At 63.5% G+C, this 22,820-nt stretch carries 21 protein-coding genes; 9 read left to right on the top strand and 12 right to left on the bottom strand.

Annotated elements, in window-relative coordinates; all coding sequences use genetic code 11:
* Positions 1-39: 39 nt before the first annotated feature.
* The 5 genes from QQK18_RS19040 to QQK18_RS19020 form a co-directional block, all read right to left on the bottom strand.
* Positions 40-1,344, bottom strand: a complete 1,305-nt coding sequence (locus tag QQK18_RS19040) for an ABC transporter substrate-binding protein (protein ID WP_284341946.1) — start codon at positions 1,342-1,344, stop codon at positions 40-42.
* 108 nt (positions 1,345-1,452) lie between these two features.
* Positions 1,453-2,727, bottom strand: a complete 1,275-nt coding sequence (locus QQK18_RS19035; RefSeq protein WP_284341945.1) for a neutral/alkaline non-lysosomal ceramidase N-terminal domain-containing protein — start codon at positions 2,725-2,727, stop codon at positions 1,453-1,455.
* Complete coding sequence (locus QQK18_RS19030) at positions 2,715-3,860, bottom strand: N-acetylglucosamine-6-phosphate deacetylase (protein WP_284341944.1); 1,146 nt, start codon at positions 3,858-3,860, stop codon at positions 2,715-2,717. Before QQK18_RS19030 ends, QQK18_RS19035 begins: the two co-directional genes overlap by 13 nt.
* Positions 3,857-4,624: a sugar isomerase domain-containing protein gene (locus QQK18_RS19025; RefSeq protein WP_284341943.1), complete on the bottom strand. Its 768-nt coding sequence runs from the start codon at positions 4,622-4,624 to the stop codon at positions 3,857-3,859. Before QQK18_RS19025 ends, QQK18_RS19030 begins: the two co-directional genes overlap by 4 nt.
* A gap of 5 nt (positions 4,625-4,629) precedes the next feature.
* The gene (locus QQK18_RS19020) at positions 4,630-5,412 is read right to left on the bottom strand and encodes a 6-phosphogluconolactonase (protein WP_348523240.1); all 783 of its coding nucleotides are present in this window, start codon (positions 5,410-5,412) and stop codon (positions 4,630-4,632) included.
* Between the two features lie 188 nt (positions 5,413-5,600).
* Here QQK18_RS19020 and QQK18_RS19015 point away from each other — a divergent pair, with 188 nt between their 5' ends.
* The 5 genes from QQK18_RS19015 to QQK18_RS18995 all read left to right on the top strand — a co-directional run bounded on the left by QQK18_RS19015 (position 5,601) and on the right by QQK18_RS18995 (position 9,309).
* Entirely contained in the window at positions 5,601-6,608 is a 1,008-nt protein-coding gene (locus tag QQK18_RS19015; RefSeq protein ID WP_284341942.1) for a LacI family DNA-binding transcriptional regulator, read from the top strand.
* Positions 6,609-6,741: 133 nt separating this feature from the next.
* Positions 6,742-7,065, top strand: coding sequence for a BufA1 family periplasmic bufferin-type metallophore (locus tag QQK18_RS19010; protein WP_284341941.1), 324 nt, complete (start codon positions 6,742-6,744; stop codon positions 7,063-7,065).
* A 30-nt stretch (positions 7,066-7,095) separates the two neighbouring features.
* On the top strand, positions 7,096-8,022 hold the full coding sequence (bufB, locus tag QQK18_RS19005; RefSeq protein ID WP_284341940.1) for an MNIO family bufferin maturase: 927 nt from the start codon (positions 7,096-7,098) through the stop codon (positions 8,020-8,022).
* On the top strand, positions 8,009-8,815 hold the full coding sequence (locus QQK18_RS19000; protein ID WP_284341939.1) for an HvfC/BufC N-terminal domain-containing protein: 807 nt from the start codon (positions 8,009-8,011) through the stop codon (positions 8,813-8,815). Before bufB ends, QQK18_RS19000 begins: the two co-directional genes overlap by 14 nt.
* Positions 8,812-9,309, top strand: coding sequence for a DoxX family protein (locus tag QQK18_RS18995; protein ID WP_284341938.1), 498 nt, complete (start codon positions 8,812-8,814; stop codon positions 9,307-9,309). The genes QQK18_RS19000 and QQK18_RS18995 overlap by 4 nt, the downstream gene beginning before the upstream one ends.
* Positions 9,310-9,380: 71 nt before the next feature.
* On the opposite strand, the gene QQK18_RS18990 is transcribed toward QQK18_RS18995, so the two are convergent.
* From QQK18_RS18990 to QQK18_RS18960, 7 genes are all read right to left on the bottom strand, one after another.
* Complete coding sequence (locus tag QQK18_RS18990) at positions 9,381-11,222, bottom strand: sulfatase-like hydrolase/transferase (protein WP_284341937.1); 1,842 nt, start codon at positions 11,220-11,222, stop codon at positions 9,381-9,383.
* An 11-nt stretch (positions 11,223-11,233) separates the two neighbouring features.
* Complete coding sequence (locus QQK18_RS18985) at positions 11,234-13,294, bottom strand: ABC transporter ATP-binding protein (protein ID WP_284341936.1); 2,061 nt, start codon at positions 13,292-13,294, stop codon at positions 11,234-11,236.
* On the bottom strand, positions 13,294-14,178 hold the full coding sequence (locus QQK18_RS18980) for an ABC transporter permease (protein WP_284341935.1): 885 nt from the start codon (positions 14,176-14,178) through the stop codon (positions 13,294-13,296). Before QQK18_RS18980 ends, QQK18_RS18985 begins: the two co-directional genes overlap by 1 nt.
* The gene (locus QQK18_RS18975) at positions 14,175-15,119 is read right to left on the bottom strand and encodes an ABC transporter permease (protein WP_284341934.1); all 945 of its coding nucleotides are present in this window, start codon (positions 15,117-15,119) and stop codon (positions 14,175-14,177) included. Before QQK18_RS18975 ends, QQK18_RS18980 begins: the two co-directional genes overlap by 4 nt.
* 3 nt (positions 15,120-15,122) lie before the next feature.
* Complete coding sequence (locus QQK18_RS18970) at positions 15,123-16,670, bottom strand: ABC transporter substrate-binding protein (protein WP_284341933.1); 1,548 nt, start codon at positions 16,668-16,670, stop codon at positions 15,123-15,125.
* 89 nt (positions 16,671-16,759) lie between these two features.
* Complete coding sequence (locus QQK18_RS18965) at positions 16,760-17,974, bottom strand: ROK family protein (RefSeq protein WP_284341932.1); 1,215 nt, start codon at positions 17,972-17,974, stop codon at positions 16,760-16,762.
* Between the two features lie 230 nt (positions 17,975-18,204).
* Entirely contained in the window at positions 18,205-18,873 is a 669-nt protein-coding gene (locus QQK18_RS18960) for a TetR/AcrR family transcriptional regulator (protein WP_284341931.1), read from the bottom strand.
* Positions 18,874-18,985: 112 nt separating this feature from the next.
* Between QQK18_RS18960 and QQK18_RS18955 the strand changes: the two genes are divergently transcribed.
* The 4 genes from QQK18_RS18955 to QQK18_RS18940 all read left to right on the top strand — a co-directional run bounded on the left by QQK18_RS18955 (position 18,986) and on the right by QQK18_RS18940 (position 22,816).
* The gene (locus tag QQK18_RS18955; protein ID WP_284341930.1) at positions 18,986-19,933 is read left to right on the top strand and encodes a shikimate dehydrogenase; all 948 of its coding nucleotides are present in this window, start codon (positions 18,986-18,988) and stop codon (positions 19,931-19,933) included.
* Positions 19,934-20,920 carry a TRAP transporter substrate-binding protein DctP gene (dctP, locus tag QQK18_RS18950; RefSeq protein ID WP_284341929.1) on the top strand — a complete coding sequence of 329 codons (987 nt, stop codon included), beginning with the start codon at positions 19,934-19,936 and terminating at the stop codon, positions 20,918-20,920.
* 76 nt (positions 20,921-20,996) lie between these two features.
* Entirely contained in the window at positions 20,997-21,515 is a 519-nt protein-coding gene (locus tag QQK18_RS18945; RefSeq protein ID WP_284341928.1) for a TRAP transporter small permease, read from the top strand.
* Positions 21,515-22,816 (top strand): TRAP transporter large permease, encoded by a 1,302-nt coding sequence (locus tag QQK18_RS18940; protein WP_284342064.1) that lies wholly within the window; start codon positions 21,515-21,517, stop codon positions 22,814-22,816. The genes QQK18_RS18945 and QQK18_RS18940 overlap by 1 nt, the downstream gene beginning before the upstream one ends.
* Positions 22,817-22,820 lie beyond the last annotated feature (4 nt).

Here is a 22,820-nt window from a genome sequence, read left to right as displayed (position 1 = left end):
GAGCACAGGCCCCCGAAAGCTTGAGACCGAGTGGAGCCGTTATTCGGCGAGCAAACCTTCACGCGAGAGGATAGCGTTCACTTCGGCGTCGATGTTCTCGAGCACACCCATGATGGCAGCATCGTCGCCCGCGAGCGACGGATTGGCAAAGGCTTCCTGCAGCAGCGCGGCAACGCGGGTCATGACTTCGTCGATCGGACCGATCGCCGGGGTGGTGAAGAACTCGTAGCTCTCGGGATAGTCGACGAAAGCGCCGAACGCCGGCTTGGCGGCGATGATCTCGGAATAGTCGAGGCCGGCGCGGTTGGGCAGCCAGCCCACATTGTCCAACAGCCAGAGCAGGTTTTCAGGCTCTTGCGTTGCCAGGATATAGCTCCAGGCGGCGTCGGCCTGTTCGCCCTCGGCCGCCACATAGAGTTGCACCGAGCTGACGATCGAGCCGCGCGGCAGTGTGCCGGTGTCGTAGTTCAGGTCCGGTGCCTTGCTCGCAATGTCCCCGATCACCCAGGACTCGCGGATGAACATTGCCGTCTGCTCACGCTCGAACGCCTCGGCGTCAGCGGGCATCTCCACGGTCACCGTACGCGTCTCGAAGAGGTTATGCAGATACTGCTTGAGCGTTGCGACACCAGCGTCGGTGGCAAAGCTGGACTTCCACATGCCATCGCCCGAAGAGGCGAGCATCTCGCCGCCGTGCTGGAACATGTTGATGGCGAACTTCTCGGTGATCCCCGAGCCACCACCCGACAGGCGCAGGCTCCAGCCCGAAACGGTCGGATTGCCGCTGCCGTCGCGTTGCGTAAGCTTTTCGGCATAGCTATCGAACTCGGCCATTGTCGCGGGCGGACCTTCGAGGCCAGCCGCCGCCAGCATGTCGGTGTTGTAGTAGACGGCGCTCTGGCCACGGAACAGCGGCACACCATAGACGGTGCCGTCATAGCTGGCGGCATCGGCAAAGAAGGCGCCGAAATTCGCGGTGTCGCCGACAAAGGCCTGCACGTCTTCGGGCGGCGTGCTCAGCAGGCCGTTCTCGAGATAGCGGGCGGCGATGGAGGTCGCGAGTTCCAGCACCTCGGCCGATTCACCCGAAGTTATGCCCAAGGCGACACGGCGTTCGTGCTCGCGCAGTGCGATGGCGTTCACCTCGACGGTGATGTCGGGAAACTCTTCGCGCATCGATTCCGCGACATGCTGGTAAAACGGCACCAGCTCCGGATAGCCGCTCCAGACAGTGATGGTTTGCGCCCAAGCCGACAACGCGCTGGCGGCGTAGGCAACCGAAACCGCCGAACCCAGCAGAAGGGCGCGGCGAATAGTTGGAGAAGTCGTCTTGGACAGTGTCATGTTCCCTCACTTCTAATGACGGCGGATTGTTCCCTTGCAAACTCAGCTTCTCGTGCAACCGGTTGCATGTCAAGCTATCGAAGGAAGACTGGCGCAATTAATGCCACTTCATTGCGCAATCGCGCGACGTGACGCTTTGTCGAGCAGCTCTATCGTCTTTTCAGCCAGCGCCTCGGCCGAACCCGGCGCAAACCGGCCGGGAAGGCCGATGAAACGGTGTGCTTCATCCACTTCGTATCCCCCATAGGGATATTCCTCGCGCGGCGGGATATAGCCGGGCGTATCGTCGGCATAGGCAAGAACGAAGCTTATGCGATCGCCGCACGCGGCACGGATGTCGAGCCCGGTACGGGAGAATATCTCTCCAGGCATGGCGGTGATCACCACCCCACCCCAATCGAGAACGCTTACCCGTCCCTGCCATCGGCCAGGTGGCACATGCGCATTGGCCTTTGCCCAAGCGATCCAGTGGGGCAGCAACAGGGACCGCGGCACCATGGCGCCGGCGTCCAATTCAGCCTGCCAGGCACGTGCCGCCGCCTCCAGATCGCCTTCGGGGCGATCGAGCTCGAGGGCAATCATGCCATTGGATGCAACGGCCTTTGCCTCCACAGGCGTTATTGCCGCGGCAATAGCCGCGCGGCCGATGCGCCGGCCAAGTCGTTCGGCGTTCTCGAACGTGCGGGTTTCGTTGGCCGCGACCGTCCAGGACGCCTTGGCCGCATGGCCGATATTTGCATCTCCGGCGCAGCCGATGAGAAAGAGGGCGACGGCTCCGGGAAAGGCGGCTTCGATCTCCTGGCGCACATAGCCGGGATAGTCGGCCGTTACGAGACGGTTGTCGGCTCCCAGGACCGTGGGGTGACAGGCGTAGGATGCCATCACAGCGATTGTCCGGCCGTCCTCGGCGAAAACCCTGAGCACCGGCAGGTTCCGGTCAAGCGGTCCGTCGGCATGGCGGCGGTTTCGCGCCACATCCGGATCCGGGCCGAGGCCAGCCGCAAGGCCGGCGGGCACGGCGGAAGCTGCTGCCCTGCGGATGGCGGCAACGCAGCCATCTTCGAGTTGTTGCAAGAACTGCGGGTCTGCTTGCGCGCCCAGGCGTTCGGGCATCGACAGCGGCGCCCCGTGGGTGTGGGTTGCCGTTACGATGACGTTGTCCGGAGGCAGGCCGCAGCGTTGGCGTATACGCGCGCTGGAGCCTTGGTGAACACCGATAACATCGGCGACCACAATGGCCGTGTCACCTATGACGAGTGCCCGCGCCGTCAGCGGATCGTGTACGCCTGTGGAAGGCTGACTGCGCGCGGCAAAACCGGCCAGCAACAGTCCCGACGGCGGGGTGATATCGACAGCGGCCGCGCCGGCCTTCAATGTTGCCATACAACCTCGCCTCCAGAAACCGTGGTGCGGATGTCGAGGCGGTCCGCGCCCGGTTGCCATCCAAAGACGATGAGGTCTGCCACAGCCCCGAGCTCGAGCCGCCCTCGACCGTCGAGGAAGCGCCCCGGCGCTGTGGTCGCGAGTGCAAGCGCTTCGGCAAGAGTAAGTCCGGCCATGCCGGCCACGCGGGCGACGCAATAGTCCAGAGTAAGCGCGGCGCCGGCCAGGAATGGCGTTCCCGGCGTGCCCAGGCGGCCATCGGGCCACAACTGCACCCGCCCGCCAATCGGCTGGTCGTAGATGCCAGGCTCGAGCCCGCCCGGTGCGGCCACGTCTGAGACCAGAAGTGCGCGCCCCAATCCCTTCACCCGCAACATGCTCTTGAGCGTATCGGCGGGCAGGTGATGCCCATCGGCAATGAAACTGGCGGTAAGCCGGTCATCGGCCAGTTGCGCCCAGATGAAATTGGGGTGCCGGGGGAGCAGGGCCGGCGCACCATTGCCCAGATGTGTGGAGAGCACGGCGCCGGCCTCGGCGGCCGCATGGATCTGCTCCGGCGTCGCCTCGGTATGGCCGAGAGCAACGTGAATGCCCATCGCGGTGAGGCTTCGCGTCAACTCGATTGCCTCGTTCGAGTGCGGCGACAATGTCACGATCCGCACCAGATCTCCCGAAGCAACCTGCCAGCGCTCCACCTCCGCCAGATCCGGAGCTCGGACCTGGTCCTTCGGATGGGCACCACGAGCGCCGTCGTGGGGTGAAATGAAAGGTCCCTCGACGTGGACGCCTGGTATCGCGCGCGCGAGCAACGGATCGGCCTCCCGCGCGGCAGCATTGGCCGTAAGCGCCGCAATCAAGGACTGTTCCGAGGCGGTGATGAGGGTCGGCAGGTAAGTGGTGACGCCATGCTCGAACAGCTTGCGGGTCAATTGCCCCACCCGCTCGGGCGTCAGCGCGTGATCGTTGAGATCGAACCCGAAATAGCCGTTGACCTGAAGGTCCACCAGCCCCGGACCGATAAAGTACTCACCATCATAGTCCACCGGCTCGATGACAGTGATCACGCCGGCGTCGAAGCTGACGCGAATGCCCTTCCCGTCCTGCGGGGAGCGTCCCGTCAGCTGCCCACTCACAGCTTCCTCACCCGGTCATGGAAGCGGGAGATGAACCGGGCATTGGCTTCATCACCGCCTGGGGCATTGCCGCTGCGCCAGACCGGAGGCTCGATTCCCCGGGCCCTGAGCCTGGCAACAGTCTCGATGACCAGGCAATTGAGCGCGAAGGCGTTGGCAAAGGTGGAGACGGCGCCGATCCGCTCGCCCATGTCCGGCACCTCAACCAGTGCATCACCGATCGGCACCTTGCAGTCGATGGCTATGTCGACCAGGTCATGCAGGTTGGCTTTGCTCGGATGGCGCGCCGGGTGATCCGGCGAGGTCGCACTGGCGTGGGATCGCGAACTCACGCCGATAAGGAACACACCGCGAGCCTTGGCCTCGAGCGCCGCGTCGATCAGCGCGGCGTTGATACCGTAGGCATTGACCAGGATCAGCAAATCCCCTGCCCCCAGTCGCTGATCACCAATGACGATCTTGCCGTAACCTGGGGTGCGTTCGATGGCCATGGAGCGCAGTGCGCCATTGGAGAGCAATGTGCCCTCGTCCAGAATGGCGCTCACATGCATCAGCCCCCCGGCACGGAAGAAGATCTCCTGCGAGGCAAGGTTCGAGTGGCCGCCGGGACCATAGACGTGAACCAGCCGATCCTGTGCGATCTGCTCGGCCATCCGGTCGGCGGCCGAGGAGATCGTGCCGCCCTCTTCGTCCATGATCTGCTGCATAAGGGCGGTGACGTCATTGAAATATCTTTGGCAGAGGCTTTCTGAGGGGCTGCTCATAGTTCTCAAACCTCCGGGTCGGAATCAGCATCGAGGTAGAGTGTACAGGCCGGATGCCGGCGCAGGACCGAGGCCGGACAGGACGTTGCGACCGGTCCATTGAGTGCGGCATCGACGGCCGCACGCTTGGCGCGTGTGGGGACCATGCAGAACAGTCTGTCGGCCCGCAGAAGGCGCGGCACGGTCAGTGTAATGGCTTGCTCGGGCACCTGCGAGACCTCCTCGAAGCACTCATCATCGACCTGCTGCTGACGGCATTCAAGGTCGAGGTCCACCACCTTGACGTCCAGGGGATCCGCAAAATCGGCGACCGGCGGGTCGTTGAAGGCAATGTGTCCGTTGACGCCGATGCCGAGCTGGACGATGTCGATCGGAGCGGCCGCAAGGCGCTCGGCATACTGCCGGGCGGTCTCAGCAGGATTATCGCCCGGGTCTATCCGGTAGACCGCCGCCAGAGGGACACGGTCGAAAACATACGCGTCCAGCCAGTTGGCAAAGCGCTGCGGAGCTGCCTTGGGCAGGCCGATATATTCATCCATGTGGAACGCAGTGACGCGAGCCCAGTCGATGCCCGGCGCGCGCACCAGAGCATTCAATACGTCAGCCTGACTCGGCGCCGAGGCGAAGACCATGCGCACACCCGCCTGGGACGCCAGCCGACGACGCAGTTCGACTGCAATGTCGCCTGCCGCCGCGTCGCCCATCGCTCGCCGATCCGGGAAGCTCCTGATCTCCAAATTATCGACACGACGACCGGAACGCTGCGGGTCGAGACGAACACTATTCATTGCGGGTTACTTCCATTTGTGACGACGCCAATGACTGCGCACTCGAAATCGCGGAAACTATTTCGTGCAACCGGTTGCACGTCAAGTGGCGTCGGTTGCAAAGTCGGTGCTGACGAGAGAAAAGCTTTCGAGGCCATTTTTTGAGAGGTGCCGCCATGCAGCATGGTGCCGGCGGGAAGACCCACACCATGGCAGACGTGGCCAAGGCAGCGGGGGTTTCGAAATCGACGGTGTCGCGCGCCTTTACCCAGCCGGAACGCCTCGGGGCCGAAACGGTGGACCGCATCGTCAAGATCGCCCAGCAACTGGGCTATGTGCCCAACCATACCGCCCGGGCATTGAGCACCGGGCGGCACGGCAACCTGGCGCTTATTGTCTCGGACGTCGCGAACCCCTTCTTTCCGCCGCTCATCCGCGCGGCGCAACTTCAGGCGGACCGTTCGGACTTCTGCGTGTTCCTGGGCAATTCCGACGAGGATCCCCGGCAGGAAGACAAGTTGATCGATCGTTTCGTGACCCAGGTTGAGGGTCTGCTTCTGGTCGCATCGCGTCTCAGCGCGGAACGCATCGTGTTTCATGCCAAACGCCGCCCCATGGCGCTGATCAACCGGGACGTAGCGGGCATTCCACGGGTACTCATCGACAGCACCACGGGCGTACGACAAGCTATCGACCACCTGGCGGACCTGGGCCATAAGCACATCATCTATGTCAGCGGTCCTTCGAGCTCATGGGCCAATCGCCAACGTCGCAACGCGCTCAAGTCTGCAGCCAGGCTCCATGACATGGCGGTGGATGTGGTGAGCCCGCATGTCCCCAGTTACGACAGTGGCCGGGCGGTTGTGCCGGAGATCCTCGCCAGCAAGGCAACGGCGGCGGTCGCGTTTGACGACCTGACCGCGCAAGGCATCATGACGGGCATGGCGGAACGCGGCATATCCATCCCCGACCAATTTTCGGTGGTTGGCTGCGACGACGTCCTCGGCGCTGCGACTTACCCTTCGCTGACCACGGTATCCAACCGGTCCGATGAAGCCGGGCGTGCCGGCGTCCGGCTGCTGCTCGACATGCTGAACGGCCATATGGCGGGAGATACCCGACTGGTACTGGATACCCACCTGGTGATCCGCAACACGACGGCCTCCCCCGCAAGGCCGGGGTTTCACAGCCGGCAGGCCGGTACCGCGATCGGATAAACCACCCCTCGCATCCTCGATCACGAACTCGTGTCGTCGCGCCACGTAACATTGGCGCCGCCGGACCGAACTCCCTTTTGCTCGCTCGATGATCGGGCGGGCTGTGCACAACCCAAACGGGAGAAGAGAAATCATGTCTAAGGGAACAACAGTGAGCGCGGCGATCCTGACCAGCGCCGTGGCCGCCGCGCTTTCGTCCTTTGCTCACGCGGCACCGATGACGGAAGCGGAAATGTCGGCGGCAATGGATGCCGGCAAGGAGAAGTGCTATGGCGTTTCGCTCGCTGGCATGAACGACTGTGCGGCCGGACCTGGCACCACGTGTCAGGGCACGTCGACCGTCGACTACCAGGGCAATGCCTGGACGCTCGTTCCCGGCGGAACCTGCACCTCGATCGAAGTCCCCGGAGACCGTGCCGGCTCGCTGGAGCCGCTCGATCGCGACCTGCCGGCGTAAAGCCTGAAAAACCGGAAAGCGGAGGCCACAATGAACCAGCAGGCGAACATTCAGCGCGCCCCGGTCTCGGCGGCCTCGCGCTTTCCGGCGCATCCCGTCACTGGCTTGGCGGGGACGAGTTTCAAGCATCAACACCTACCGACCATTTTAGCCGACGGTCCACAGCGCGGCTTCTTCGAAGTACACGCGGAAAACTACATGGGTGCCGGTGGACCGCCGCATGATGCCCTGACCCGCATCCGCCGCGACCATCCGGTGTCATTACACGGTGTGTGCATGTCCATCGGAGGGCCGCAGCCGCTCGACAAGGCTCATCTCGGCCGGTTCAAGGCGCTGGTCGATCGTTATGAGCCGGCGCTGGTTTCCGAACATCTCGCCTGGTCGACCCATGTGACCTCCTATTACAACGACCTGCTGCCGCTGCCTTATACGCAACCGACGCTCGCACGGGTGGCGGAGCACATCGAGGAGGTGCAGGAGGCGATCGGCCGGCCGATCCTGCTCGAGAATCCGTCGACCTATGTCCTGTTTACGCAGTCGACGATGAGCGAGACCGACTTCCTGCGCGAGCTTGTGCGGCGTACCGGCTGCGGGCTGTTGCTCGACGTCAACAACGTCTTCGTCTCTGCCACCAACCACGGCTTTGCCGCGCTGGATTACCTCGCCGACTTTCCGCTTGCTCATGTCGGCGAGGTTCACCTCGCCGGGCACGCCGAGCAGACGGACGACGAAGGCGACCTGCTGCTCATCGACAGTCATGACGGTCCTGTAGCCGACGCGGTGTGGAAGCTTTTCGACATTGTCATCGCTCAACGCGGACCTGTCCCGACCCTTGTGGAATGGGACAGCGACATCCCCGAGTGGCCGGTGCTCAAGGCCGAGGCAACCGCCGCCCAGGCGATCCTCGATCATCATGCGCAGAGTATCATACCTGGAAATGCCTATGCGGCCCGCTAACCTCAACAGCCATGGTGTCGACGACCGGTCAGGCTACGCCGCCGAGTTCGTCGCCGCGCTGCTCGATCCGGAGCGAGCACCGCCGGTTTTCATCTCGGGTCCCAACGGGAAGGCCGCAACCAAACGCTACGCGGTCTATCGCAACAATGTCACTGTCAGCCTCATCAACGCTTTGGCAGCGACTTTTCCTGCGATCCTGAGACTCACCGGTGAGGATTTCTTCCGCGCCATGGCGAGGCTTCACGTGCGCACCACGCCGCCTACCTCACCGCTCCTCTTCGAATACGGCCGCGATCTTCCCGAGTTCATCGAACGCTATGAGCATGCCCGGTCCCTACCCTGGCTCGCCGACGTGGCGCGGATCGAGCGGGCCTGGCTCGACGCCTATCATGCCGCCGACGCCAAGCCGCTGTTGCCTGAAACTTTGGCCGCCATCCCTCCCGAGCAACTCGGGGGTGTCGTTCTGACGCCGCATCCGGCGGCACGTGTCGTTCGCTCGCGCTATTCGGCTGTCACAATTTTCGCGGCCAACCGGCGCGACGGCCCGGTCCCCCGGATCGACGCCGGCGAACCCGAAGATGCACTGATAGCCAGACCCGCTCTCGATGTCGTGGTCCGGCGGTTGCCACCCGGGGGCGCAGAGTTCCTGTCGCGCCTCTCAGCCGGCGAACCGCTCGGTGCGGCGGCCGAGGCCGCCTCAACCAGTGCATCGGATTTCGACATCTCCGCCAACATAGCCGGAATGCTTGAGGCCGGTGTCTTCACTGACGACCGCAAAGGAAACGAACAATGACTGGGATCGAACGGCGCGGAATTGGCGGACTGGTCGAGTGGGTGAACGGCATCGTGCGCACCATCGCACACCCTTCCCTGACACAACTCGTTCTGCGCCTGGCGCTCGCTGTCCCCTTCTGGCGGTCGGGCGTCAACAAATGGGACGGCTTCCTGCAACTGAACGACGTTGCGATCTTCCTCTTCAGCGAGGAATTCAAACTGCACCTGCCCGGCGGTCCCTACGGGTTCCCCGCGCCCGAGCTCATGGCGTTCGCTTCGGCGTCAGCCGAGATCATTTTACCCACTCTCCTTGTCTTCGGCTTTGCCTCGCGACTGGCGGCAACTGGTCTGCTGGTCATGACGCTGATCGTTCAACTCACCGTTCCGGACGGCTGGCCATTGCACATCACCTGGGCGGCAATGGCGCTGGGGATCATGGCGTGGGGATCGGGCAGGCTCTCACTCGATTACGTGGCCGAAAAGCTCTGGATGCGACGTGCGGACGAACGGTAACTGAGGCGTGGAATCCGCCGGGGATGCCGCCCTGCCTGGTGCGAACTCAAGACGTTGCGTCATCGACGGCTTCAGCGGGTCGTCAATCTCGGGAAAGCGTGTACGGGCAGTCCGCTATGACCGCTCTGGCGGAACAGGTCATAGCGGAAGATCTTGCTGGAAGGCTCATAGCTGCCCTCAAGACGCCGCTTGAGGTAGCCGGCCGCTCCTCGTACATATTCGTCCTCGTCTTCGATCAATCCGGCGATCACCGGCAGCGAGACGCGGGACGGATGCGGCATTTCCGTGAGGGCACAAAGGGCTTGCAGGCGCAGGCGCGGGTTGTGTTCGCTGGCGATGAAGCGGGTGAGATATTCGGCTTGGGTCATCCCGTCGCCGGCATGGCCTAATGCTTCGCTCAACGCGATCCTGACCGTCGGCTCGTGCTCGCTCGCCCAGGCCGAGCGTAGTTGGGGGGGCATCGGACCGCCCTCAACGGCAAGCATCAGCAGGCCTTGGGCCGCCCAGAACCGCATCACCAGCGATGGATGGTCCAAAAGTCCGCAAAACCTTGCGATGTTGCTTGCGTCTCGAGCGATCGCCAAGCCCGCAAGTGCGATCACCTCCCGAAGCGGGTAAATCGTCTCGTTGCGGTTCGCCTGCCAGCCTTCTGCCTGACTCGCCTCTGGAATGAATCCGCAATCATGTATCTCGAGCATGTGCCGATCGAGCGCATCGCGCGTCTTCTCCAGTTCCGCCGCGTAAAGTGGATCAGAGGCGAGATTGACCGTTGCGTCGGGATCTTCGGCGATATCGTAGAGTTCCTCGGCGGGCTTGCGCTGCCAGAACCGCTCCTCACGCGGAGTTAGCCGGCCGGCGATATGGTCGGTTTCGTAGTCCTGATACGCTTTGCTCTCCCAGGCGAAGGCATAGTGCTGCCCCCAAATGCGATGGGGTGAGTAATTGCGGATGTAGCGGAAGCGCGCGCTTCGCGCGGTGCGCGTGAGGTCGTAGCGCTCGTCCATACGGTCGCGCCCGCCGAACACGTACTCGCGCTTGCGCCGCTTCGGGCCGATGAAGGCCTGGCCCTGCAGGCCCTCGACCAAGTCGAGCCCAGCCACCGACAAGAACGTGGCGAACAGGTCGACAAGCGAAACGGGCGTGTCGACCATCGTGCCAGGCGCTACGTCGAGCAAGTGTCGCCAGCGCGACGGAACGCGCACGATCATCGGCACGCCCAGCCCCTCGTCGTAACAGAAGCGTTTGCTGCGTGGCAGCGGACTGCCATGATCCGAATAATAGAAGACGATGGTGTCCTCGGCGACGCCATCGGCTTCGAGCTCTGCCAATCGCTCGCCCATGAACGCGTCCATGCGCTCGACCTGATTGTAGTAGCTGGCCAAGCTTTGCCGTATGCCGTCGCTGTCTGGCAGATAACTCGGCACCGTCACGTCCTGCAGCCGGACAGGCCCGTCCTTGCGCTCGAACACACACGATTCATGGGTGAGCATGGTGTTGAAGACGGCGAGGAACGGAGCGCCGGCGGGTCGGTTTCGCCAATGGGCGGTGCCGCTGGTCTCGTCCCAGAGCGTGTTGGGATCGATGTCGCAGTTGTAGTGGGTCTTGGAGTTGTTTGTGCAGTAGTAGCCGGTCGCACGGAAGACCTCGGGATATGTCGCGATGCCTTCGGGAAACGGACCGAAAGCGGTCATCTGTTGGGCCGGCGGAACGCTTTCGGCGTGTCGTCCCGTCAGAATCGCAAAGCGCGACGGTGCGCAGACCGGCGAGGTGCAGTTGGCTACCCGCCAGGTGACGCCCTCCCCCGCCAGCCGGTCGAGGTTGGGCGTGCGCGCCAGCCTGTCGCCATAGGCGCCGAGCCGTGGCGGGCAATCTTCGCTGACGATGCAAAGGATATTCGGACGGGTCTGGGACATGCTGGTGTTCGCTAGGCCTTCGACTGAACGGCGAGGCCGGCGGCCTCGTCTGGAAAATGGCAGGCGCTCTTGTGTTCGCCCGGGCCGACAAGGAGCGGGTCCTTTTCGATGCAGATCCGGCGGGAGGGATCGGCGAGCGGACCGATGGGGCAGCGGGTACGGAACCGGCAGCCGGATGGCGGGTTGCGCGGGCTCGGCATGTCCCCGCCAAGCACCAGTTTGCGCTGCATGGCCGAAGGGTCCGGCACGGGCTTCGGGGTCGAGGAGAGCAGCACCGCCGTATAGGGATGCAAGGGGTGCTCATAGACGTCGCTCGCCGGCCCGATTTCGACGATCCGCCCGAGATACATCACTGCCACCCGGTCGCTGAGGTGACGCACCACCGAAAGATCATGGGCGATGAACAGGATGCCGAGCCCGAGGCGATCGCGCAGGTCCGCGAGAATGTTGATCACCTGCGCCTGGATCGACACGTCGAGCGCCGAGACCGGTTCGTCGCAGATCAGAACCCGCGGTTCGACGGCCAGGGCGCGGGCAATACCGATGCGCTGGCGCTGACCGCCGGAGAAGGCCTTCGGATAGCGGTCGAGGTAGGCGGCATCGAGCCCGACCATGTCCATGAGCGCTCGCGCGGCTGCCTCGCGCTGCCGCCCCGGCAGTCCGCGCTGCTCGAGGGCTTCCGAGAGGATCTGGCGGATCGAAAGCCTCGGATTGAGCGAGGCGTAAGGGTCCTGGAAGACATACTGCACTGTCCGGCGCACATGGGCGGCGGCCTCCGCGCCGAAATCCGTCACGTCCTCGCCCGCGACCCGGATGTAGCCCGAACTCGGCCGGTTGAGCCCGACGATCGTACGAGAGAGGGATGTCTTGCCGCAGCCGGATTCCCCAACGAGCCCCAGCGTTTCGCCCGGGCGCAGCGACAGGCTTACCCCATCGACTGCCACGATCGGCTTCTCGCGCCGCAGCCAGCCGCCTCCGCCAGGAAAGGTGACGCTCAGGTCTTCGATCTCGAGGATCGCGGGCGCTGATCCACTGGTCCTGACACCCGCGAGCGGTTCACTGGAAGGCGTCGGATCTGGATCTGGCGGCAAGCCCGCGTTCTGGCGGGCGACATGGCAGGCGGCTTCGCGTTCCGGGCTGCCGGCCATCGGCAAGAGGACCGGCACTTCACGCAGGCAGATGTCCTCAGCAAATTGGCAGCGCGGGTGGAATGCGCAGCCCGAGGGCAGACGCGAGAGATCCGGGGTCGAGCCGGGAATGGTCGGCAGCCGAGCCGTGCGCACGCCCTCGATGCGTGGCATCGAGCGCAGGAGGTTGCGCGTATAGGGGTGCTGCGGCGCGGCAAAGACACCAGCCACGGCGCCGCGCTCGACAACGCGCCCGCCATACATCACCACGATATCGTCGCAGATCTCGGCGACCACGCCCATGTCGTGGGTGATGAGGATCACACCGATGTCGAGACGAGACTTGAGGTCGACGAGGAGGCGCAACACCTGCGCCTGAATGGTGACGTCGAGTGCCGTGGTCGGCTCGTCGGCGATAATGAGCTTCGCCGAATTGGCAATGGCGATGGCGATGACCACGCGCTGGCGCATGCCACCGGAAAACTGATGCGGAAAGTCGTCTATCCGCTTGTCTGGTTCGGGAATGCCGACCTGACCCAGGAGCTCGATGGCGCGCGCCCTCGCCCGGCTCTTGTTCATGCCGTGGACAACGAGGGCTTCCTCGATCTGCCATCCTACGGTCTTGACCGGGTTGAGTGCCGCCTGCGGATCCTGGAACACCATGGCGATCTTGCTGCCGCGAATGGAGCGCATGCGCGCTTCGGGCAGATCGAGGAGATTGCCACTCTCGAACAGCACCTCGCCATTGGAGACCGACGCCGTCTCGGGAAGCATGCGCATGATGGCCCGCGCGGTCAGCGATTTGCCCGAGCCGGACTCGCCCACGATGCCAAGAACACGTCCGGTGCGGGCTTCGAAAGAAACCTCGTGCAGCGCCTGCACCTCGGCCTGCCCGAAGCGGAATGTGGTGCCGAGATTGCGGACTTCGAGCAGGTTGGCCGCCATCATTCGCCTCGTGTCTTGAGCACCTGGGCATTCAGCGCGTCGGCGATCAGGTTGAAGGCGAGCGCGAGCAGCAGGAGCATGATGATGGGACCGGCCGTATACATGGGCTGGGCGTAGACGTAGCGGATACCGACGTTGAGCAGCGTGCCGAGCGAGGGTGTCGGCGGCTGGATACCCAGCCCCACGATCGAAAGCGCGGCCTCGATGAAGATGCCGCCGATCATCGACAGCGACACCTGGACGAAAATCGGATCGAGCGCATTGGGCAGGATGTGCCGGATCATGATCTTGGGTCTGCTGACGCCAAGCACGCGAGCCGCGAGCACGTATTCCCGCCCCTGCTCGGAGAGCAACGCACCGCGCGCAAGCCGCCCGAACTGGGGCAGCGAGAAGACGACGATGGTGGTGGCGAGCGCGAGCCAGCCGGGCCCGATGACGATGACGATGCAGATGCCGAGCACCAGGCTTGGAAAGCCGAGGATGATGTCGAACACGCGCTGGAACGCCTCGCCGAGCAAGCCGGAGATGGCGCCCGACAGGCCCATGAGCGTACCCAATACAGCCGCGATCGGCACCGCCACGATGACGAGGCTGATCGAAACCTGCAGCGCATAGACGCAGCGCACGAAGATATCGCGCCCGAGTTCGTCCGTGCCAAACGGATGCAGGAGCGAGGGCAACAGGAAGCTGTCGCGGCTCTGCTGGTCGACACCGCCCGGAAAGAGGATCGGGGCAAACACTGCCGCCAGCACGAGCAGCACAAGGAGGCCGGAGCCGATCAGCCCCTTGGGCTGTCCCAGGGCGGCAATGTACCGGCCAAGCCCCTCGCCCATCAGGCGGCGTCTACCGCCGGCATGCGTTTCAGTCGGGTTCGTCGCGGTCATTGCAGGCGAATTCTCGGATCGAGTGCGGCGAGCAGGATTTCAGAGAGGAGATGCACGAGGACTGCGATGACCACCGCCCCAAGAACCACGATCTGGACCACCTGATAGTCGCGCGAGCTGACCGCATCGACAGCCATGAGCCCGAGCCCGTTGCGTGCGAAGATGGCCTCGATCACCACTGCCCCCGCCAGGAGTTCCCCGACCCTGATGCCGGTCGCCACTACGGCCGTCCCCATGCTGTTGCGCAGGATGTGGCTCAAGACGATGCGGCGCGGCGGAACGCCCTTGGCAATGGCTAGATCGACAAATTCTTCCTGGCGCACCTGATACATGCGCGCCTGGATCAGCCGCGCGATCATGGCTGCCTGCGGCAGGGCGAGGGCCAGGGCCGGCATGATCAGAAGCGAGATACCGACCAAGGGATCGCGCAGCACCGACACCTCGCCACTGATCGGCAGCAGATTGAAGGTGATGCCGAGCACGAGAATGAGGATGAGGCCGGTAACGTGCGGCGGTGTGGCAAGCAGCACGCTCACTGCCCCATCGAGGCCAGCCCGACCGGCACCCTTGCGGATCGAGCCCGCGAGTATCCCGAGCCCGATACCGAGGACCACCATCAGCACGGTGGCGGCAATCGCCAGCTCAAGCGTGCTCCCGAGCCGCGCCATGATCAATTGCCCGACCGGACGGCTGGTAATCAGGGACGTGCCGAGATCCCCAACAAGGAGATCGCCGAGCCACCGGCCGTATTGAGCGTAGACCGGCTGGTCGAGCCCGAGCTCGACGCGGATGGCCGCCACCTGTTCGGCCGTGGCATCGGCACCTGCTATCGTCTGGGCCGGGTCGCCTCCCGCCAATCGCGGCAGCAGGAAAGCGATGACCGAGGTCGCCAGCAGCATGAAGACTACGGATGGCAGTCTCCGGGCGAGAAAGCCGAACATCGACTAGCCGTTCAAATGCGCGCCGGCAAGGTGCAGGAAACCGACATTGTTGAAGGTAAAGCCCTGGAACTGCTGCACTTTCGCGTGCAATGGCGGCGTATGCAGAAGGATATGGCTGAAAGCCTCGTCCAGCATGAACTGGCCAAGCTCAACCAGTGCAGGCGCGTAGGCATCGCCCTGAGCGGACTGTAGCGCGTCCTTGAGCTCGCGATAACGCTCGGGCGTGAACTTGGAGGGGTTGGTGTCGCGCAGCGCCGGCAGGGCATCGACGAGCGTTGCCGCCGAGAACCCCTGCAGGCCATGGATCTGCTGGAAGGCTGGTCCCAGGTCTCCCGCCGTCTGCCCCTGGTCGAAAGCCGCCGTTTCGACAACCTGTCCCATGGGATTGAGCCCGACCTCGCGCAGATTGTTCTGGACGATCTCGTAGATCGCTGGCACGGGTGCAAGGCCGATCACCGTCAGGTCCACCTGTGCGCCCTCGGCGCCTGCCGCTGCAATGAGTTCACGCGCCCGCTCCGGGTCATAGTGATAGTGGGTGACCATCTCCTCGGTCGTGCCGGGCTCGTTCGAGCGCCACCACAGGCAACTCGCGTTGCCGACTCCGTTGAACACCTGGTCGATGATGCGCTGGCGATCGATGGCGTAGCCGATCGCCTGGCGCAGTTCCCTCTTGTCGAAGGGCGGCGCGGTGACGTTGAGGCCAAGCGGAAAGATCTGCGCGCCCGGTCCTTCGATCAGCTCGACGCCTGGGTTGCCGCGGAACATGATGGCGTCGCGCGGCGTCATCGCCAGCACCATGTCGACGCGCCCCCGCATGGCGTTGGCCATGGCCGTCGAGTCGGTGATGATCGAGATTTCAACGCCGTCGAGCAGCACCTGGTCGGGTGCCCAATAGTCATCGTTCCGCTCGAGCCGCAGGCTGGCTCCCGGCACCCAGTCGACCCACTTGAACGGGCCTGTGCCGACCACCTGCGATCCGTCCGCTAGTCCGGAAAAGGTGTCCATGTCGAGAATCACGGCGAGCTGGAACACGTCGAACACACGCGGCGCGACAGGTGTATCGCTGGTGATCGTCACTTCATGCGTGCCGGTCGCCTCAATCGAGGTGTAGGCCCGCACCAGCGGCGCCATCTGCGAGGCATTCTCGGGCACCATCACCTGCTCGAGGGTGAAGACGACGTCCTCGGCGGTCAGTGGCCGGCCGGTGTGGAAGCGCGCATCGTTGCGAATACGCACGACGAACGTGCGCCCGTCCTCGCTCGACTCCCATTCAGTCGCAAGGACGGGACGAGGCTGGCCGGTCTCGCTATCAAGGACCGTCAAGGCGTCGAAAACCTGGTGGCGCCAGGTATTGTTGCCCGCACGCCCGGCGAGGATGTTCTTGGGCTGTGCGTCGGCCCCCTGCGCAAGGCGCAACGTGCCACCTGGCTGCGGTGCACCCTGCCCGTAGCTCGCGCCGCCGAGCACGGCCAGGCCGCCAGCTAGCGCGATGCCTCCTGACAGCACCTGACGTCGATTCAGCCGAAGTCGGCCCCCGGAACGCTCAACCATCGCTACCCTCCCCTGGGTGATCGGTTATTTGATCAATTTTCTTGATCATATACGCGAGACAAGGGATGTCAACCTGCAGAGGCGCAGGTTCAGGCGACGCGACGCCGGGCGATCAGGTTCGGCAGTTCGGGGTTGGCCGAGTGGCTCAGCGTGCTGACGGCGGCGCCGAGCGGAATGGCTTCGGCTCCACGTTTGGCTCGAAACAGGCGCGGCATGAGCCGGCGCGGGTCGCCATCCGGCGGAACGACGGAATCCGAAAGCGGATACGCGCGGGCGATCAACTGGTCGATGAGTACGGTCGGCATGAAGCCGCCCATGGCTATTCCATCCGGCCACATCGCCGCTTCGACGAAGTTGACCAGGAAACGCAGAATGGGCGCGGTCTCATCCAGCCAGGGTTCGAAGACGGCCTGGTTGTGGGCGGCGAGATGTTCAAGCGTGGCCTCCATCTCACCCTGCGGCAGGTCGAGCTTGATCGACTCGCGCAAACCGGAGGCGGACATCACTGAACTGAGCGTGCGCCCCCGATAGATGACGTGACCGATCTCGCCGCCGTGCTTCCACACATCCTGGCTGAGCGCGCGTCCACACACATACGAGGCCCCGAGCCCGAGACCGGCGAGCACGTAAACGAACCGTGCCTCAGCCGGCAAAATCATCGACTGGGCGAGAGCGGCGGCCTGCGAATTATTGAGGAGCCTGACCGGCAAGCCAGTCGTTCGTTCCAACCGGGTCCGAAGGGTCGCGGTACCAACACTGGCTGCGAAAGATTGGAACCACCGCTGGTCGGTCCATAGCCTCGGCAAGGAAAGAGTGTGGCTGGGCATGTTGGGCACTTCGATCGGCAGCGGCCCGGAGACGCCGACAGTCCAAATGTCCTTGCCCGCGTAGGACTCGATGAGGCCGAGAATGACTGCCTCGAGCCTGGCGAGGTAGCCATCGATATCGCTTTGGGGAACGTCGATCGGAGTCGTGCGTATGTCACGCACCTTGTAGTCAAGATCGACCAGAACGCTGAGGCAGGCATTCCACCTGAACTGAATGCCCAGCGCATATCCGCGATCAGCCACTACCTTGAGGCCGCGATGGGGGTTGCCACGTATGCGCGCGCCGGTCCGCTCGACTTCCTCGACAAGCCCGATGCCGATCAATTCCTGGACGACATTGGTCATCGTCTGCAGGCTGAACGGCATATCCAGGCCGATTTCCTTACGCGACGCGCCAGCCCGATCGCGGATGGCATCGAACACTGCCGCAAGATTGCGATTACGGGCGTCGTTGGTGTTTAAGGCCGTTACATACACTGGTCTGCTCGTCGCTGATCTCGGAGGCAACTGAAATTGCTATACCCGAGTCTAGCACTACCTGCTTTGGTTCGTAGAATTGCTTTCTCGGCGGCATCGGATGTCGCTCCGGCGGCCAGACGAGAGCCAAGGTTTCCGATTGCAGTCACCGCTCGGACTCATTGATAGGCAGGTCCCGGTCGCGGCCTCAGGCAATACCTGCGCTAAGCGTGCCGGTTGCGACCTCGCCCTCATGGGCTGGCCTTGAGCGCGAACCGCAGAACCATTTCCACCACGTGTCGGCGGAGGGTTTCCTGACCGCTGGCACTGTAGAGGTGGTCTCCGAAAATCCTCGAGAAGGTGGCGCTGTTGGACACGTTGAAAAAGCTGAGCGCGCTGATCTGCCAGTGCAGTTCGAGCGGTTCGACGTCTTCTCGAAACAGTCCTTCCTCCTTACCACGCCGGCAGATCGTTTCGAGCTTCTCGATGGCGCCCGCATTGAGGCTTCCGATCAGGTCCGACTGGGCGAGATAGGCACCGTGGTGGATGTTCTCGATCATCACGAGGCGGATGAAGTCGGGATGGCTGCTGTGATGATCGAAGGTGAACTCGACTAGTCGCGTCAACGCCTCGACCGGCGGCAGATGGTCGAGATCGAGTTGGCGCTCCCCCTCTCGCACCTTGCGATAAGCCTCCTCCAGAACACGCCGGTAGAGCCCATCCTTGTCGCCGAAATAGTAGTAGATCATGCGTTTGGACGTGCGCGTCTTGGCTGCGATTTCGTCGATACGCGCACCCGACAAGCCGTTTGCAGAGAACTCTGACGTGGCTACGGCGAGAATATTCGACTGCACTCCCGCCGGGTCCTGCTTCCAGCCGCCGCGCCCTTCCCTCTCCACGTCCACATTCACCGCGCTCATCCGCTACCTCCTGTCGGCCCAACTCATACACAAATTAACTGCACAGTACAAAGCTTGACTGAATTAACTGGATAGTTCAAAACGAGGGCGAGGTAACCTGAGGGAGGAAGGGTTGGAGCCTGCGACACGTTCGGCAGCAACGGCTCCTTCAAGCGCGCTCGAGCGTAGCCGGGCGGTGCTGGTGGGCCTGCTTGGCTCCGGCATCCAGATGTCGCGAACGCCGACCATGCATGAAGCAGAAGCAACTGCGCGCGGCATTCCGTTCGTCTACAGGCTGCTCGACACCGACCTGATGGGCAGCCCCTCCCCCTCGCTGTCCGACATCCTGCGGTTTGCCGAATATCTCGGGTTCAGCGGCCTCAACGTCACCTTTCCGTTCAAGCAGGCGATCCTACCGCTACTGGACGAGCTGTCACCGGCAGCGCGCGAGGTCGACTCGGTCAACACGGTCGTGCTCAGGAACGGTCGCCGCTTCGGCCACAACACCGATGTCTGGGGCTTCCGGGAGAATTTGCGCCAAGGCATGGATGGGGCCGCGCGAAGCCAGGTGCTGTTGCTTGGCGCAGGCGGGGCGGGCGCGGCCGTCGGGCATGCCCTGCTCGACAGCGGCGTCGACCGGCTCGCCGTCAGCGATACTGATAGCGAGAAAGCGAATGCGCTCTCTGACCGGCTATGCGCCCGCTTCGGCGCGGGCCGGGCGACGGTCACGCAGGATGTTGCTGCCGCAGCGAGCGCGGCCGATGGAATCGTCAACGCCACGCCTGTCGGCATGGCTAAACTGCCGGGCATGCCGCTGCCGGCCGACTGCATCGCTCCCCGGCACTGGATCGCCGACGTCGTTTATTTCCCGCTCGAGACAGAGTTGCTTCGCCATGCGCGCGAAAAGGGCTGCCGTACGCTCTCGGGCGAAGGCATGGCGATTTTCCAGGCGGTGCGAGCCTTCACGCTTTTCACCGGTGTCCAACCGGACACGGATCGGATGAAGGCGGCCTTTGACGCCTTCAACGGAGGGTCCGCCATAGAGCGGGCGGTTGTTTCCAACACAAAGGGAGGAATTTAAATGAAACTGCATGCAACACGCCGCCAGTTCCTTATCGGAACAGGCATGCTCGCCGCCGCGACGGCCTTTCCGGCTTTCGCGCAGGACAAGCCGAAGCTGCGGTTCTCGGCCGTGTTCTCGGAGCAGGACATCCGCGCCGAGATGATGACGCTGTTCTCCTCGATGATCGCCGACGACTTCACCTTCGAGGGCTATTACGGGGGCAACCTGTTCAAGCAGGGCACCGAGCTCGTCGCGCTGCAGCGCAACAACCTCGAGATGGGCAACATCGCGCCTCAGGACATCTCCAATCAGATTCCGGCCTGGTCGATCCTCACTGCTGGCTATCTCTTCCGCGATGCCGCCCATCTCAAGGCATTCTTTGCCAGCGAAGCCGGCGCCGAGATGAAGCAGATGACCGAGGACCAGCTCGGTGTGAAGGTGCTGGGTCCCACCTACTTTGGCGTGCGCCAGGTCGGCCTCAGAGTGGACAAGGAAATCCGCACACCCGCCGACATGGCCGGCATCAAGCTACGCATGCCCGGTGGCGATGCCTGGCAGTTTCTCGGTGAGGCGCTCGGCGCCAATCCGACACCGATGGCCTATGCCGAGGTCTATACCGGCCTCCAGACCGGGGCCATCGACGGCCAGGACAACCCGCTGCCGAACGTCGAGAACATGAAGTTCTATGAGGTGATGAGCCAGATCGTGCTGACGTCGCACCTCGTCGGGTTCGACCTGTTGACCGTATCCAAGACAGTCTGGGACGGAATGGACGCCGACCAGCAGGCGAGATTCCAGGAAGCGGCGGACGCTGCAATCGACTTCTCGACCGAAAGGCACCTCGAACGCGAGACTGAACTCGCCGAGCAATTCAAGTCGGTCGGGCTGAAGGTCTACGAGCCCGATGTGGCGGCGTTCCGCACCCACGTGCAGGAGAAGTATCTGGCTTCGGACCTCGCCGCGAGTTGGCCCGAAGGTATGCTCGAAAAGATCAACGCTCTCTAGATCCGATGCTGTGACTGCCGGCCCTCAGGCCGGCAGTCATGCTTTGTGTCAAGGGCGGCATCTGGGAGGCAAGCCGATGTTGGAACGTGCGCGGGCCGTGGCGGGATGGTTCTATCGCCGCTGCGAAAACCTTGCGGCAGTGATGATCGGCGTGATGTTTGCCGCCTTTCTGCTCCAGATCCTTTTCCGATACGGCCTGCAATGGCCTACGGGCTGGAGCAACGAGCTCACCGTCGTCATGTGGATCTGGGTCGTTCTGTTCGGTGCAGCCTTCGTGGTGCGCGAAGAGGAGGAGATCAGATTCGACCTGGTCTACGGAGCCGTACCCTACCGTGTCCGGCGAGTGATGATATTGGCCTCGGCCGTCGCGCTCATCACACTCTACGGTTACTCCCTTCCCGCCGTGTTCGACTACGTCACCTTCATGAAGGTGCAGAAAACCGCCTATCTCAAGATCCGCTTCGACTGGCTGTTTGCCATCTATGTGATCTTCGTCGTCGCCGTCATTGCCCGTTACCTGTGGCTCGGATGGCATGCGTTGAGGCGTGAGGACGTCAGCGAACCCGATCCGACCAAAGCGAGCTCGGGCATATGATGATTTTCCTCGATCCATTCACGATGGCACTGATCTCGATCTGTATCCTGTCACTGCTCGGCCTGCCTATCGGCCATGCCATGATCGGCTCGTCGATCCTCTATCTATGGCTCGCCGGCCTCGATATGGGCACGGCGGCAGAGCAGATCCTCAACGGGCTCTATACGAGTTACCTGCTTCTTGCCGTGCCCATGTTCATCCTGGCCGCCGAAGTGATGAACGCCGGGACGATGACATACCGCCTCCTCCATTTCTGCAACGCGGTCGTCGGCCGGTTCCGCGGCGGGCTCGCCCAGGTCAACGTGCTGCAATCCCTCATCTTTGCGGGCATGTCGGGTTCGGCGATCGCCGACGCCGCCGGCACGGGCAAGATGATGCAGCAGCTCATGACCAAGGACGACAAGTATCCCGCGAGCTACGCTGCGGCGTTGACCGCGACCACCGCGGTGCTGGCGCCAATCCTTCCCCCCTCCATTCCCCTGGTCATCTACGCGCTCGTCTCGGATGCGTCGGTCGGATTCCTGTTCCTCGCCGGCATCGTGCCGGGCGTGATGATGGCTCTCGCCCAAATGTCGATCGTGGCCATAGACGCCCGCCGGAAGAACTTTCCGGTCGAGGAACCCGTGCCGCTGCGCAAGTTGCCGGGCCTGACCCTTCGGGCGTTTCCGGCGCTGATGCTGCCGGTTGTCCTGCTCGTGGGAATTCGGGGCGGCGTGATGACGCCGACCGAGGCTGCCGCCGTGGCGGCGGGCTACGCCCTGCTGATTTCCGTTGCGATCTATCGCAGCGTGACGATCCGGCAGTTCTACCGCGCCCTGCTCAATAGCGGGCGAACGACTGCCTCGATCGGCATGCTGCTGGCGGGCGCCATGGTCTTCAACTACGTGATCACGGTCGAAGACATCCCACACTCCCTGTCCGAGCTGCTGCTCGCCTGGGACCTGTCACCGATCCAGTTCCTCCTCATCGTCAACGTGTTGCTGTTGGCCCTGGGATGCCTGCTCGAGGGCACGACGATCCTGCTGGTGATGGTGCCGGTGCTGATCCCTACGGCACAGGCACTGGGCATCGACATGGTGCATTTCGGCGTCGTGGTCGTCCTCAACATCATGCTCGGACTGATCACGCCGCCTTACGGGCTCCTGCTCTTCATCATGACCCGCATCGCCGAGGTGCCGCTGGCTCACATCGTGCGCGACGTCCTGCCGTTCCTCCTTGCCATGTTCGCCGCGCTCGCCGTCGTCACTTTCGTGCCGGACGTCGTTCTGTGGCTGCCGCGTGTGTTCGGATATTCGGGGTAGGACA

It is taken from the genome of Devosia nitrariae, from assembly GCF_030160115.1.
GTDB lineage: Bacteria > Pseudomonadota > Alphaproteobacteria > Rhizobiales > Devosiaceae > Devosia > Devosia nitrariae.
This window is presented reverse-complemented; position numbering and strand designations above follow the sequence as displayed.

Coding starts and splice junctions, on each gene's coding strand:
- QQK18_RS19040 (WP_284341946.1), bottom strand. CDS start 1,344: ATGACACTGTCCAAGACGACTTCTCCAACTATTCGCCGCGCCCTTCTG.
- QQK18_RS19035 (WP_284341945.1), bottom strand. CDS start 2,727: ATGGCAACATTGAAGGCCGGCGCGGCCGCTGTCGATATCACCCCGCCG.
- QQK18_RS19025 (WP_284341943.1), bottom strand. CDS start 4,624: ATGAGCAGCCCCTCAGAAAGCCTCTGCCAAAGATATTTCAATGACGTC.
- QQK18_RS19020 (WP_348523240.1), bottom strand. CDS start 5,412: ATGAATAGTGTTCGTCTCGACCCGCAGCGTTCCGGTCGTCGTGTCGAT.
- QQK18_RS19015 (WP_284341942.1), top strand. CDS start 5,601: ATGGCAGACGTGGCCAAGGCAGCGGGGGTTTCGAAATCGACGGTGTCG.
- QQK18_RS19010 (WP_284341941.1), top strand. CDS start 6,742: ATGTCTAAGGGAACAACAGTGAGCGCGGCGATCCTGACCAGCGCCGTG.
- bufB (WP_284341940.1), top strand. CDS start 7,096: ATGAACCAGCAGGCGAACATTCAGCGCGCCCCGGTCTCGGCGGCCTCG.
- QQK18_RS19000 (WP_284341939.1), top strand. CDS start 8,009: ATGCGGCCCGCTAACCTCAACAGCCATGGTGTCGACGACCGGTCAGGC.
- QQK18_RS18995 (WP_284341938.1), top strand. CDS start 8,812: ATGACTGGGATCGAACGGCGCGGAATTGGCGGACTGGTCGAGTGGGTG.
- QQK18_RS18990 (WP_284341937.1), bottom strand. CDS start 11,222: ATGTCCCAGACCCGTCCGAATATCCTTTGCATCGTCAGCGAAGATTGC.
- QQK18_RS18985 (WP_284341936.1), bottom strand. CDS start 13,294: ATGGCGGCCAACCTGCTCGAAGTCCGCAATCTCGGCACCACATTCCGC.
- QQK18_RS18980 (WP_284341935.1), bottom strand. CDS start 14,178: ATGACCGCGACGAACCCGACTGAAACGCATGCCGGCGGTAGACGCCGC.
- QQK18_RS18975 (WP_284341934.1), bottom strand. CDS start 15,119: ATGTTCGGCTTTCTCGCCCGGAGACTGCCATCCGTAGTCTTCATGCTG.
- QQK18_RS18970 (WP_284341933.1), bottom strand. CDS start 16,670: ATGGTTGAGCGTTCCGGGGGCCGACTTCGGCTGAATCGACGTCAGGTG.
- QQK18_RS18960 (WP_284341931.1), bottom strand. CDS start 18,873: ATGAGCGCGGTGAATGTGGACGTGGAGAGGGAAGGGCGCGGCGGCTGG.
- dctP (WP_284341929.1), top strand. CDS start 19,934: ATGAAACTGCATGCAACACGCCGCCAGTTCCTTATCGGAACAGGCATG.
- QQK18_RS18945 (WP_284341928.1), top strand. CDS start 20,997: ATGTTGGAACGTGCGCGGGCCGTGGCGGGATGGTTCTATCGCCGCTGC.
- QQK18_RS18940 (WP_284342064.1), top strand. CDS start 21,515: ATGATTTTCCTCGATCCATTCACGATGGCACTGATCTCGATCTGTATC.